The sequence below is a fragment of the Streptomyces sp. NPDC048415 genome (genome assembly GCF_040651675.1).
Lineage (GTDB): Bacteria > Actinomycetota > Actinomycetes > Streptomycetales > Streptomycetaceae > Streptomyces.
On record NZ_JBEZKJ010000071.1, the window covers coordinates 1 to 11947 of the forward strand.

Consider the following 11947-nt stretch of genomic DNA (forward strand, 5'->3'; position numbering starts at 1 on the left):
CGGGGCCCCGCGCGGCGGACGCGTCCGGCGCCGTCCCGTGCCGCTTGCGCGCCGCCCGGCAGGACCGCGCCCAGGCAGGGTCAGCGGCGGGCCTGCCGATGGGGGCTACGCCGCCGAAGGACGAGATCGAGCGCGGCGGGGTTGGGCCCGAGCCCGGTACCGCTCCCTCGCCGGTCTGGCAGGCTCCGGTGGTCCTTGTGGTTGCGTGCGTCGCGGCGGTCGGGGTGGTGTCGTCGAGGGTTGGGATCGAGGGCGGCGGGGCTGGGCCCGAGTCGGGGGCCGGTTCCTCGCTGGTGGGGCTGGCTCCGATGGCCTTTGCGGTTGCCTGGGTCGCGGCGGTCGGGGTGGTGCCGTCGAGTGATGGGATCGAGGGCGGCGGGGTTGGGCCCGAGCTGGGGGCCGGTTCCTTGCTGGTGGGGCTGGCTCCGGTGGCGCTTGTGGTTGCGTGCGTCGCGGCGGTCGGGGTGGTGCCGTCGAGTGATGGGATCGAGGGCGGCGGGGGTGGGCCCGAGCCGGCGACCGGTTCCTCGCTGGTCTGGGACGCTCCGGTGGCCCTTGCGCTCGCCTGCGCCGCCGCTGCGGATCGTGCCGACCGGCTTGGGCCGCGTCGGCGGGGCTGAGGAAGCGCCGGCGCGTGATGAGCGGCGCCGCCTCCCGCTCGGGATGCCCGCTGTCGAAGGCGCCCTCGACGACGCCCTCGCGGAGGGTGGCGCCTAGCCCGGTGCCGGAAGCGTCACTCATGGCCCGCTGGACCCACCGGTCCGGCGCCGGCTGCGCTCACCGGCAGGGCAGAAAGGCCCGGCGGCGCGGCCTCCGCCCACCGGTCGCCGCTTAAGCCCCCGGCCGGCTCTGCGCGATCGCGGTCGCGACGCCACCCGCCAGGGCCGCGGGCCGCCCAGTTGCTCCGACGGCGCGGGCGCGCAGCGCGGTACGAGCAGGGGTACGACGGCTCGTGCCCCGGTGTTGAACGGGGCGGGTAGTGGCCATGCTCGTGGCCCAGGGCAGCACCGCGTTCCTCGCGGACGGAGGCACCGCACCACCCACGGAGGCGGTCGGTGGGTTGGTCCCCGTGCCGAGGCGGCGACCGCCGTATACGGTCCGCTCCTCGCTGTCCTGCCGCGGCACGGGGCCGCCCGGGAGAGGCGGTGTCCCTGACTGACGTGCTGACCCGCAGGGTGCTTGCTCGGCTGACGGAGATGAAGCCGGGCAGCTGGACGTCCGCCGCGCGGCCGGGCGTCGATCACAGGCTGGTTAACGTCCTTGAAACTCCGGCCAACTAGCGTGCGCATCCATGCCACCAGGGGTTTTGGTGGCTGCGGCCACTGGACCCCGCACGGTCCGGAGCGAGGACTGTGAGGTGAGACGCCGTGCAACTGACCCCGCACGAGCAAGAGAGGCTGCTGATTCACGTGGCTGCCGACGTGGCCGAGAAGCGGCGGGCCCGCGGGCTGAAACTGAACCACCCCGAGGCCATAGCCCTCATCACGTCGCACATCCTCGAAGGCGCGCGCGACGGTCGTACGGTCGCCGAGTTGATGTCCTCCGGGCGCAAGATCCTCACCCGTGATGACGTCATGGAGGGGATCCCCGAAATGATCCACGACGTCCAGGTCGAGGCGACCTTCCCGGACGGCACCAAGCTCGTCACCGTCCACGACCCGATCGTCTGACGGGGGAGCGAGAGCCATGATTCCCGGAGAGATCCTTTTCGCGGACGAGCCCGTCGTCTACAACGAGGGCCGCGAGGTCAGCCGGCTGACCGTCCTCAACGCCGCCGACCGGCCCGTCCAGGTCGGCTCCCACTACCACTTCGCCGAGGCCAACCCCGGACTGGACTTCGACCGCGCCGCGGCGCGCGGCAAGCGGCTCAACGTCGCCGCCGGCACCGCCGTGCGCTTCGAGCCCGGGATCCCCGTCGACGTCGAACTCGTTCCGCTGGCCGGCGCCCGTGTGGTGCCCGGACTGCGCGGTGAGACCGGAGGTGCCCTCGATGCCTGAGATCTCGCGTGCCGCGTACGCCGATCTGTTCGGCCCCACCACCGGCGACCGTATCCGGCTCGCCGACACCGATCTGCTGATCGAGATCGAGGAGGACCGTTCCGGCGGCCCCGGACTCGCCGGTGACGAGGCCGTCTTCGGCGGCGGCAAGGTCATCCGCGAATCCATGGGTCAGGCGCGTACTACGCGCGCAGACGGCACCCCCGACACCGTCATCACGGGCGTCGTGATCGTCGACCACTGGGGCATCGTCAAGGCCGACGTCGGCATCCGTGACGGCCGGATCACCGGGATCGGCAAGGCCGGCAACCCGGACACGATGGACGGCGTCCACCCCGCTCTGGTCATCGGCCCGGAGACCGAGATCATCGCGGGCAACGGGCGGATCCTGACGGCGGGCGCCATCGACGCGCACGTTCACCTGATCTGTCCGCAGATCGCCGAGGAGGCGCTCGCGTCGGGTATCACTACGTTGGTGGGCGGCGGCACCGGACCCGCCGAGGGCTCCAAGGCGACCACCGTCACGCCCGGCCCCTGGCATCTGGCCCGGATGCTGGAGGCGATGGAGGAGTACCCCCTCAACTTCGGCCTGCTCGGCAAGGGCAACACCGTCTCGCACGACGCGATGCTGTCGCAGATCCGTGGCGGCGCGCTCGGCCTCAAGCTGCACGAGGACTGGGGTTCCACGCCCGCCGTCATCGACGCCGCGCTGACCGTCGCCGACCGCACCGGCATCCAGATCGCCATCCACACGGACACCCTCAACGAGTCCGGTTTCGTGGGCGACACGCTCGCCGCGATCGCCGGACGCGGCATCCACGCGTACCACACCGAGGGTGCCGGCGGCGGCCACGCGCCGGACATCATGACCGTGGTCTCCGAGCCGCATGTGCTGCCCAGCTCCACCAATCCGACGCGGCCCTACACCGTCAACACCGCCGAGGAACACCTCGACATGCTGATGGTCTGCCACCACCTGAACGCGGCGGTGCCCGAGGACCTGGCCTTCGCCGAGTCCCGGATCCGGCCCTCCACGATCGGGGCCGAGGACATCCTGCATGATCTGGGCGCCATTTCGATCATCTCGTCCGACGCTCAGGCCATGGGGCGGGTCGGCGAGGTCATCATGCGGACCTGGCAGACGGCTCACGTGATGAAGCGTCGGCGGGGCGCGCTGCCCGGTGACGGGCGTGCGGACAATCGTCGGGTGCGGCGTTATGTCGCCAAGTACACGATCAACCCCGCGCTCGCGCAGGGCCTCGCCCGCGAGATCGGCTCCGTCGAGACCGGCAAGCTCGCCGACCTCGTGCTCTGGGAGCCCGCGTTCTTCGGCGTCAAGCCGCACCTCGTCATCAAGGGCGGCCAGATCGCGTACGCGCAGATGGGCGACGCCAACGCGTCGATTCCCACCCCGCAGCCGATTCTGCCCCGGCCGATGTTCGGCGCGATCGGGCGGGCCCCGGCCTCGAACTCGTTCAACTTCGTGGCGCCGCTCGCCATCGAGGACGGGCTGCCTGAGCGGCTCTCGCTCGGCAAGAGGTTCGTCGCCATCGAGTCGACGCGTGCGGTGACCAAGGCCGACATGCGGGAGAACGACGCGCGGCCGCGCGTACGGGTCGATCCGGACAGCTTCGCCGTATACATCGACGGGGAGCTGGTCGAGGCGACGCCGGCCGCCGAACTGCCCATGTCCCAGCGTTACTTCCTCTTCTGATGTCCCGCGCGGCACTGCTCGTCCTGGCCGACGGCCGCTTTCCCGCCGGGGGACATGCCCACTCCGGTGGGGCGGAGGCGGCGGTCAAGGCCGGGCGGATCACCGGGGCGGCGAGTCTGGAAGCGTTCTGCCGGGGGCGGCTGCATACGGCTGGGCTGGTGTCGGCCTCGCTGGCGGCCGCGGCAGCGGCCGGGATCTCTCCGGTGGAGCTGGACGCCGCCGCCGACGCCCGTACGCCGTCGCCGGCGTTGCGGGTCGCGGCGCGCCGGCTCGGGCGGCAGCTGATGCGGGCCGCGCGGGCGACGTGGCCGTCGGCCGAACTGGACGCGCTGGCACGGGAGTTCCCGAAAGGGGCGCATCAGCCCGTCGTTCTCGGGGTGGCCGCCCGGGGGGCCGGGCTCGGGCCCGAGGATGCCGGGTACTGCTCCGCGTACGAGGCGGTCAGTGGGCCGGCGACGGCCACCGTGCGGTTGCTGAGCCTTGACCCCTTTGATGCCACCGCGGTGCTGGCTCGGCTGGCCCCCGAGCTGGATCTGGTGGCCCTCGCGGCGGCCGACGCTGCCCGTCGTGTGCTGGTGGACGGTGTCGATGCGCTGCCCGCCGCCTCTGCTCCGCTGCTGGAGATCAGCGCGGAGGCGCATGCGGGCTGGCCGGTACGACTGTTCGCGTCGTAGGGGGTTTTCGTCCCTCCGCCCCACCTGTCCCCTCCGCCCCACCCGTCCCCTACCTGGGGGCTCCGCCCCCAGGCCCCCGTATCGGCCTAACGGTCTCGTCCTCAAACGCCGGACGGGCTGACTGACCTCGCTGGAGCCGTAATGATGCACCTCGACCACGACCACTCTGACGAAGGGCCCTCCGCCGTCAGCGCCGACGCCCACCGCCCTGACGGTTCTCGTCGCGCTCTGCGGATCGGGCTCGGCGGCCCCGTCGGATCGGGCAAGACCGCGACCGTGGCGGCGCTCTGCCGTGTTCTGCGTGAGGAGCTCTCCCTCGCCGTCGTCACCAATGACATCTATACGCGGGAGGACGCGGAGTTCCTGCTCCGGGAAGCCGTGCTGCCGCCGGAGCGGATCACCGCCGTGGAGACGGGGGCCTGCCCGCACACCGCCATCCGGGACGACATCTCCGCCAATCTCGAGGCGGTCGAGGATCTGGAGGACGAGGTCGGGCCGCTGGATCTGATCCTCGTGGAGTCCGGGGGCGACAATCTGACGGCCACCTTCTCCAAGGGGCTCGTGGACGCGCAGATCTTCGTGATCGATGTCGCGGGTGGGGACGATATTCCGCGCAAGGGCGGCCCCGGGGTCACGACCGCCGATCTGCTCGTCGTGAACAAGACCGACCTCGCGCCGTACGTGGGGTCCGATCTGGGACGTATGGCGGCCGATGCCAAGGCGCAGCGGGCCGAACTGCCGGTCGTCTTCCAGTCGCTGCGGGCCGAGGGCGGGGTCGCGGCCGTAGCGGACTGGGTGCGGGGACGGCTCGCCGCGTGGACGGCATGACGACGGCGGGAGTGCGGGCGACCGCTCGGATCGCGGCGCGCGACGACGGGCGGGGCGGGACTTCCTTGCCGGTGCTGGAGGGGGAGGGGCCGCTCGCCCTGCGGCGCACCCGGGCCAGTGGTTCCGAGGCGCGTGTCATGCTCGTCGGCGCGATGAGCGGTCCGCTCGGCGGCGATCACCTCACCGTCGAGGCGCGGGTGGGCGACGGCGCACGGCTGTCCGTCGGGTCCGCGGCCGCCACCATCGCGCTGCCCGGGCAGGCGAAGGGGGAGGCGCGTTACGACGTGCGGCTCGACGTCGCCGAAGGGGGCGAGCTGTGCTGGCTGCCCGAGCAGTTGATCTCCGCAGGTGGCAGTGAGCTGTATGTCACCTCGCGCATCGAACTCCAGGAAGGCGCCCGGCTCGTGTTCCGGGAGGAGCAGGTACTCGGGCGCGCTGGGGAGGAACCCGGCCGGCTCACCAACCGTCTCACCGTGCGGCTCGGCGGGCGGGCGCTGCTGGACCAGGAGTTGGCGTGCGGCCAGGGTGCGCCCGGCGGTTGGGACGGGCCCGCTGTCCTTGCCGGCCATCGCGCGCTCGGGCAACTGGTCGTCGTGCGACCTGAGTTCGCCACCGAGCCGCCCGGGGGCCGCCTACTGGGGGAGTACGCGGCGCTGACCCCGCTCGCCGGGCCGGCCGTGCTCGTGACCGCGCTCGCGTCCGACGCGCTGCGACTGCGGCGGGTGCTGGACGAGGCGCTGCGCACCCTGGGCTGAGAGAAACGTCTCCGCTCAACGGAACAGCGCACACCGGTTATCGGATTAGTAAAGAAGACCGTTAACGTCTGTTCTCAGGCCCCTCACAGCCGAAAGGATCCCCGTACCAATCGCAACGATGTACGGGGAGGTCCCACTTGAGGTCCAAGAGACCTACGAGACGGGTTACAGCGCTCGGTTCGGCCGGAGCGCTCGTCACGGCGACCCTGCTGGCCGGTGCCGTGGCGGCTCCGTCAGCCAGCGCCGACTCGCGCCACGGCCAGGACCGCGAACAGCGCGGAGCGGCGATCGCGGCGCAGCGGGCCGCCAAGGCCGGGATCGACTGGCAGGACTGTCCCGCGGACTGGGGCTTCGAGAAGCCGATCCAGTGCGGCTGGGTCACCGTCCCGCTCAACTACGCCCACCCGAACGGCAAGCAGATCAAGCTCGCCGTCGACCGCATCGGGAACACCGGCACCAAGGAGGAGCGCCAGGGCGCCCTCGTCTACAACCCCGGTGGCCCCGGCGGCTCCGGCATGCGCTTCCCGCGCCGCGTGACCACCAAGAACGCCATCTGGGCGAACGCCGCCAAGGCATACGACTTCGTGGGCTTCGACCCGCGCGGTGTCGGCCACTCGGCGCCCATCTCCTGCATTGACCCGCAGGAGTTCGTGAAGGCGCCCAAGGCCGATCCGGTGCCGGACACAGAGGCGGACAAGCAGGCCCAGCGCAAGCTGGCCGCCGAGTACGCGGACGGCTGCGCCGAGCGCAGTGGCGACATGCTGCCGCAGATGACCACGCCGAACACCGCCCGCGACCTCGATGTCATCCGCGCCGCCCTCGGTGAGAAGAAGCTCAACTACCTGGGCGTCTCGTACGGCACCTACCTCGGCGCCGTCTACGGCACGCTCTTCCCGGGGCACGTCCGCCGCATGGTCGTCGACAGTGTCGTCAACCCGGCGCGGAAGAACATCTGGTACCAGGCCAACCTGGAGCAGGACATCGCCTTCGAGGGCCGCTGGAAGGACTGGGAGGACTGGGTCGCCAAGAACGACGCGACCTTCCACCTCGGCGACACCCGCGCCAAGGTGCAGGACCAGTGGCTCAAGCTCCGGGCCACCGCCAAGGCGAACCCGCTCGGTGGCGTCGTCGGCCCCGCCGAGCTGATCGGCTTCTTCCAGAGCGCCCCGTACTACGACTCCTCGTGGGTGCCGGTCGCGACGGCGTTCAGCAAGTACGTCGCCGGTGACACCCAGGCGCTCGTCGACGCCGCCTCCCCCGACCTGTCGGACACCGCGGGCAACATCGCCTCGGAGAACGGCAACGCCGTCTACACGGCCGTCGAGTGCACCGACGCCCAGTGGCCCACCAGCTGGTCGAAGTGGGACAGGGACAACACGCGGCTCAACAAGGACTACCCGTTCATGACGTGGGCCAACGCGTGGATGAACCTGCCCTGTGCCACCTGGCCGGTCAAGCAGCAGACGCCCGTGAACGTGAAGACGGGCAAGGGGCTGCCGGCCGTCCTGATCGTGCAGTCCACGCGTGACGCCGCCACCCCGTACCCCGGCGCCGTCGAACTGCACAACCGCTTCAAGGGCTCCCGTCTGATCACCGAACAGGACGCGGGCTCGCACGGCGTGACCGGACTGGTCAACCCGTGCATCAACGAGCGGGTGGACACCTACCTGCTCACCGGCGCGACGGACGCGGCCGATGTGACGTGCGCGCCGCACGCCACGCCGAAGCCGTAGTCCCCTGTGCACGAGGGGGCGGCCGGGTTTCCGGCCGCCCCCTCGCTCACGACGCCAACCAGGCGTCTTCCGCCGCGTAGTCGAAGAGATCCCCGTACGCCCGGAGCACGGCGGGATAGGCCTCCCGCCAGTCCCGCCCGGCCAGTTGGCGCTCGATCGAGGCGACCGTCTCCGTGAGTGTTTCGGCGTAGCGGACGACGGGGCGGTAGCCCAACTCCCGCTCCGCTGCCGTCATGTCGAAGATGACGGGCAGCGGCACCGACCACGGCGTATCGCCCACCGTGGGACGCGGTGGAGGCCCGTCCACCAGGACGTCCTCCGTCTCGACACCCATCACCGCGTCGATCGCCGCACCGATCTCCGCCACCGTCGGCGCGTCGGGATCGCAGGCGTTGAGGACGCGTGCGCCCGGACGGGTGGCCGCCAGGCGGATCAGCTCGGCGATGGTGTGGACACTCGCCGGATGAAAGCGGCTCGCTCCGTCGAAGGCGAGGACCCGCCTGCGGCGGCCGTCGAGGTTGCGCTTGACGAAATACAGTTCGCGGGGCGAGCGGCAGTAGGGGCCGTGGATGGCGCCCGCGCGCAGCAGGGTCGTCGGCAACAGCTCGCCCGCGCCGAGGAGTTCGCGCTCCAGGGCCACCTTGCGCGTGCTGTACGTGGCCTCGCCCGGCCGAACGGTGCGCAGGCTCTCCGCAATCGGCACGGGGTACTCGGGAAAGCCGTCCGGCTCCGCCTGTGTGTCGAAGCCGCGTCCCTTGTCGTCCTCGTACACCGCCACGCTGGAGATCACCACGGCCGAGCCGACGCGACCGGCCAGTCCCGTCAACTGGCGTCCGTGTTCCGCCCCGTAGGCGACGATGTCGACCAGCACGTCGCAGCCGTCGCCGATCACCGCGGCCAGCGCGGTGTCGTCCGCGCGGTCGAGCCGCGCCGTGCGCACCTCCGCCGGCCAGCTGTCGTCCCGGCCGCCGCCGCGCGACGCGGCCGTCACCGCCCAGCCGTCCCGCGCGAGCGCGCCCACGGCCGCGCGTCCGATCTGCCCCGTCGCTCCGATCACTACAACACGTCTCATACGTAAGGAATGTACAGGACGTACGATCATCGGGCGGCCGGTCAACTCAGCGGCATCCGCGGGAACTTGCGGGCGTTCGCCGCGCTCTCGGCGGCCTCCTCGGCCTTGACGACGGCCGCGTACCGGTCGACGTACTCCTGCTCGGAGAGGGACAGGATGGCGTACATGATCTCGTCGGTGATGGCGCGCAGGATGGCCTTCTCATGCTCCATCCCGGCGTAGCGGGAGAAGTCGAGGGGTTTGCCGAAGCGGATGACGACGGGATGGATGTTCGGGATGACCTTGCCGGGGGGCTGGGCCTCGAAGGTGCCGATCATCGCGCAGGGGATCACCGGGACCTGGGCTCTGAGCGCCATCACGGCGACGCCGACCTTGCCCTTGTAGAGGCGGCCGTCGTGTGAGCGGGTGCCCTCCGGATAGATCCCGAGCAGCTCGTTCTTGCGCAGTACGCCGAGCCCTTCGCGGATCGCGGCCTGCCCCGCATCCTTGCCCGAACGGTCCACCGGAATCTGCCCCGCGCTGCGGAAGAAGGCGGCCGTCAGCCGGCCCTTGATGCCCGGACCCGTGAAGTACTCGGCCTTCGCCAGGAAGGTGATACGCCGCTTGAGGATCGCCGGCATCAGGAAGTGGTCCGAGAACGACAGATGATTGCCGGCGACAATGGCGGGCCCCGATGACGGAATGTGCTCAAGCCCCTCGATCCGGGGCCGGAAGACCAGCCTCAACAGTGGACCCAGAAGCACGTATTTGAGCACGTAATAGAACATGGGGGTCGCTCCTCACTTTGTCGGATCGGCTCAACCGCCGCGTTCTTGCAGGTCAACGGCCCTTTGCTGGGACGCCAGTGTAGAGGCGGATGTTGCCGTGCGTAACCCGGTCCGATCGGACACGCGCTGACCCCATGCAGGTTGCTGCCTCTGGCCGACCCGCATCAACCGGATGGCACAGCGTGGCGCAATCACCGGTCATGACTGGCAGGCGGCGGCTCCTTGATCCCGGCTGCCGCCTGCTGTATTCAAGCCCTGGAACCGGCTGCGGAGACGAAACGAGCGGGCGCCGTCGTCCGGCGCCCGCTCATCGTTTGTCGTGGGGGTATCAGACCCCTCGCGCCAGCACCTTCTCCAACGCCCCCAGGGCCGACCGGAGTTCCTCGCCGGTGATGGTCAGGGGCGGGGCCAGCCGGATCGTCGAACCGTGGGTGTCCTTGACGAGAACGCCCTCCCGCATCAGGCCCTCGCTGATCTCGCGGCCCGTGCCGATGGCGGGGTCGATGTCGACGCCCGCCCACAGACCCCGGGCGCGGAAGCCCTCGACGCCCTTGCCGACGAGCGCTGCCAGGCCGCCCCGCAGGACCACGCCCAACTCGGCCGCCCGGCACTGGTATTCACCGGTCCCCAACAGTCCGACGACGGCGGAGCCGACCGCCGCGGCGAGCGGATTGCCGCCGAACGTCGAGCCGTGCTCGCCGGGCCGCAGCACCTCCAGCACGTCCCGGCGTCCGACGACCGCGGAGACCGGCACGATGCCGCCGCCGAGCGCTTTGCCGAGGAGCAGCAGGTCGGGGACGACGGCCTCGTGCTCGACGGCGAGGGTGGTACCCGTGCGGCCCAGGCCCGACTGGATCTCGTCCGCGATGAACAGACAGCCGGTACGGCGGGTCAGTTCCCGGACACCGGCGAGGTAGCCGTCGTCCGGGATCACGACGCCCGCCTCCCCCTGGATGGGCTCGATCAGCACGGCCGCGGTCGTCTCGTCGACGGCCGCCTCGAGCGCGGCGAGGTCGTTGTACGGGACGACACGGAAGCCGGGCGTGAAGGGGCCGAAGCCGGTGCGGGCCGTCTCGTCGGTGGAGAAGCTGACGATCGTGGTCGTACGGCCGTGGAAGTTGTCCGCGGCCACGACGATGGTCGCCCGGTCGGCCGCGACGCCCTTCACCTCGTACGCCCACTTGCGGGCCACCTTGATGGCGCTCTCCACCGCCTCCGCGCCCGTGTTCATGGGCAGCACCATGTCCAGGCCCGTCAACTCCGCCAGCGATTCCGCGAATTCGGCGAGGCGGTCGTTGTGGAAGGCGCGCGAGGTGAGGGTGAGCTGGTCGAGCTGGCGGTGCGCCGCCTCGATCAGTACCGGGTTGCGGTGGCCGAAGTTGAGCGCCGAGTAGCCCGCCAGCATGTCGAGGTAACGGCGGCCCTCGACGTCCTCGACCCAGGTGCCCTCGGCACGGGCGACGACCACCGGCAGCGGGTGGTAGTTGTGCGCGAGGACGGGCGCCTCGGCGCGGATCAGCTCGGCTGAGGTGCGCGTACGGGCGGGAGCGGTCATGAGCGGATCTCCTGAGTGCAGCACTTGATGCCGCCGCCGGCCTTGTGGAACTCCGAGAGGTCGACGGGGACGGGGACGTAACCGTGGCGTGCGAGCTGGTCGGCGAGCGCTTCGGCGCGCGGCGCGATGAAGACGTGGCGGCCGTCGGAGACGGAGTTGAGGCCGAAGGTCATGGCGTCCTCGCGGGTGGCGAGCACCGCGTCAGGAAAGAGCCGCGCGAGCACCTCGCGGCTGCCCGGCGAGAACGCCTCCGGGTAGTACGCGATGTTTGCTTCGTGCCCGTCATCGAGGACGAACAGTGCCGTGTCCAGGTGGTAGAAGCGCGGGTCCACCAGTTGGAGGCTGATCACCGGGACGCCGAAGAACTCCTGCACCTCGCGATGCGCGTCGGGCGTCGTACGGAATCCGGTGCCGGCCAGGACATACCGGCCGGTCGGGACCAGATCGCCCTCGCCCTCGCACACGGACTCGGGACGGTAGACGTCGAAACCGGCCGCCTTGAACCAGGTCTCGTACGCGGTGGACTCGGGACGGCGCTGCGGGGCATGGAAGAGCGAGCCGAAGACGCGGCCCGCGAGGACCAGCGCCGAGTTGGCCGCGAACACCATGTCCGGGAGGCCGGCGACCGGCTCCACGGCGTCGACGGTGTGGCCGTGGGCGCGGTAGGCGCTGATCAGCGCCTGCCACTGCCCCCGGGCGAGATCGACATCCACGGGTGTGTCGGGATGCATCCAGGGATTGATCGCGTACTGCACGGCGAAGTGTCTGGGTTCGCAGACGAGAAAGCGCCGGGGGCGCGGCACACGGCTGTCGGGCACAGAGAGGGTCCTCCGCTTCCTGCGGTGTCGGGC

11 protein-coding genes and 1 pseudogene are annotated in these 11947 nt (G+C 71.0%); 8 read left to right on the forward strand and 4 right to left on the reverse strand.

Annotated elements, in window-relative coordinates:
* The 8 genes and pseudogenes from AB0D27_RS33125 to AB0D27_RS33160 form a co-directional block, all read left to right on the forward strand.
* A pseudogene (locus tag AB0D27_RS33125) lies at positions 1 to 620 on the forward strand (hypothetical protein); the annotation flags it as partial.
* 747 nt (positions 621 to 1367) lie between these two features.
* The gene (locus tag AB0D27_RS33130) at positions 1368 to 1670 is read left to right on the forward strand and encodes an urease subunit gamma (protein WP_121416835.1); all 303 of its coding nucleotides are present in this window, start codon (positions 1368 to 1370) and stop codon (positions 1668 to 1670) included.
* A 16-nt stretch (positions 1671 to 1686) separates the two neighbouring features.
* Positions 1687 to 1998 (forward strand): urease subunit beta, encoded by a 312-nt coding sequence (locus tag AB0D27_RS33135; RefSeq protein WP_362516082.1) that lies wholly within the window; start codon positions 1687 to 1689, stop codon positions 1996 to 1998.
* Entirely contained in the window at positions 1991 to 3712 is a 1722-nt protein-coding gene (locus AB0D27_RS33140; RefSeq protein WP_362516083.1) for an urease subunit alpha, read from the forward strand. The genes AB0D27_RS33135 and AB0D27_RS33140 overlap by 8 nt, the downstream gene beginning before the upstream one ends.
* On the forward strand, positions 3712 to 4386 hold the full coding sequence (locus AB0D27_RS33145; RefSeq protein ID WP_362516085.1) for an urease accessory UreF family protein: 675 nt from the start codon (positions 3712 to 3714) through the stop codon (positions 4384 to 4386). The genes AB0D27_RS33140 and AB0D27_RS33145 overlap by 1 nt, the downstream gene beginning before the upstream one ends.
* A 144-nt stretch (positions 4387 to 4530) precedes the next feature.
* A complete protein-coding gene (gene ureG / locus AB0D27_RS33150; RefSeq protein ID WP_362516150.1) occupies positions 4531 to 5214 on the forward strand; it encodes an urease accessory protein UreG in 684 nt (227 codons plus the stop codon).
* The gene (locus AB0D27_RS33155; protein ID WP_362516087.1) at positions 5211 to 5969 is read left to right on the forward strand and encodes an urease accessory protein UreD; all 759 of its coding nucleotides are present in this window, start codon (positions 5211 to 5213) and stop codon (positions 5967 to 5969) included. Before ureG ends, AB0D27_RS33155 begins: the two co-directional genes overlap by 4 nt.
* Before the next feature lie 137 nt (positions 5970 to 6106).
* The gene (locus AB0D27_RS33160; RefSeq protein WP_362516089.1) at positions 6107 to 7702 is read left to right on the forward strand and encodes an alpha/beta hydrolase; all 1596 of its coding nucleotides are present in this window, start codon (positions 6107 to 6109) and stop codon (positions 7700 to 7702) included.
* A gap of 46 nt (positions 7703 to 7748) precedes the next feature.
* On the opposite strand, the gene AB0D27_RS33165 is transcribed toward AB0D27_RS33160, so the two are convergent.
* The 4 genes from AB0D27_RS33165 to ddaH all read right to left on the reverse strand — a co-directional run bounded on the left by AB0D27_RS33165 (position 7749) and on the right by ddaH (position 11914).
* The gene (locus AB0D27_RS33165; protein ID WP_362516090.1) at positions 7749 to 8774 is read right to left on the reverse strand and encodes an NAD-dependent epimerase/dehydratase family protein; all 1026 of its coding nucleotides are present in this window, start codon (positions 8772 to 8774) and stop codon (positions 7749 to 7751) included.
* A gap of 41 nt (positions 8775 to 8815) precedes the next feature.
* A complete protein-coding gene (locus AB0D27_RS33170; protein ID WP_362516092.1) occupies positions 8816 to 9541 on the reverse strand; it encodes a lysophospholipid acyltransferase family protein in 726 nt (241 codons plus the stop codon).
* Positions 9542 to 9869: 328 nt separating this feature from the next.
* On the reverse strand, positions 9870 to 11096 hold the full coding sequence (rocD, locus tag AB0D27_RS33175) for an ornithine--oxo-acid transaminase (RefSeq protein WP_362516094.1): 1227 nt from the start codon (positions 11094 to 11096) through the stop codon (positions 9870 to 9872).
* A complete protein-coding gene (gene ddaH, locus AB0D27_RS33180) occupies positions 11093 to 11914 on the reverse strand; it encodes a dimethylargininase (RefSeq protein ID WP_362516095.1) in 822 nt (273 codons plus the stop codon). The genes rocD and ddaH overlap by 4 nt, the downstream gene beginning before the upstream one ends.
* Between the last annotated feature and the right edge of the window lie 33 nt (positions 11915 to 11947).

Coding starts and splice junctions, on each gene's coding strand:
- AB0D27_RS33135 (WP_362516082.1), top strand. CDS start 1,687: ATGATTCCCGGAGAGATCCTTTTCGCGGACGAGCCCGTCGTCTACAAC.
- AB0D27_RS33140 (WP_362516083.1), top strand. CDS start 1,991: ATGCCTGAGATCTCGCGTGCCGCGTACGCCGATCTGTTCGGCCCCACC.
- AB0D27_RS33145 (WP_362516085.1), top strand. CDS start 3,712: ATGTCCCGCGCGGCACTGCTCGTCCTGGCCGACGGCCGCTTTCCCGCC.
- ureG (WP_362516150.1), top strand. CDS start 4,531: ATGCACCTCGACCACGACCACTCTGACGAAGGGCCCTCCGCCGTCAGC.
- AB0D27_RS33155 (WP_362516087.1), top strand. CDS start 5,211: ATGACGACGGCGGGAGTGCGGGCGACCGCTCGGATCGCGGCGCGCGAC.
- AB0D27_RS33165 (WP_362516090.1), bottom strand. CDS start 8,774: ATGAGACGTGTTGTAGTGATCGGAGCGACGGGGCAGATCGGACGCGCG.
- AB0D27_RS33170 (WP_362516092.1), bottom strand. CDS start 9,541: ATGTTCTATTACGTGCTCAAATACGTGCTTCTGGGTCCACTGTTGAGG.
- rocD (WP_362516094.1), bottom strand. CDS start 11,096: ATGACCGCTCCCGCCCGTACGCGCACCTCAGCCGAGCTGATCCGCGCC.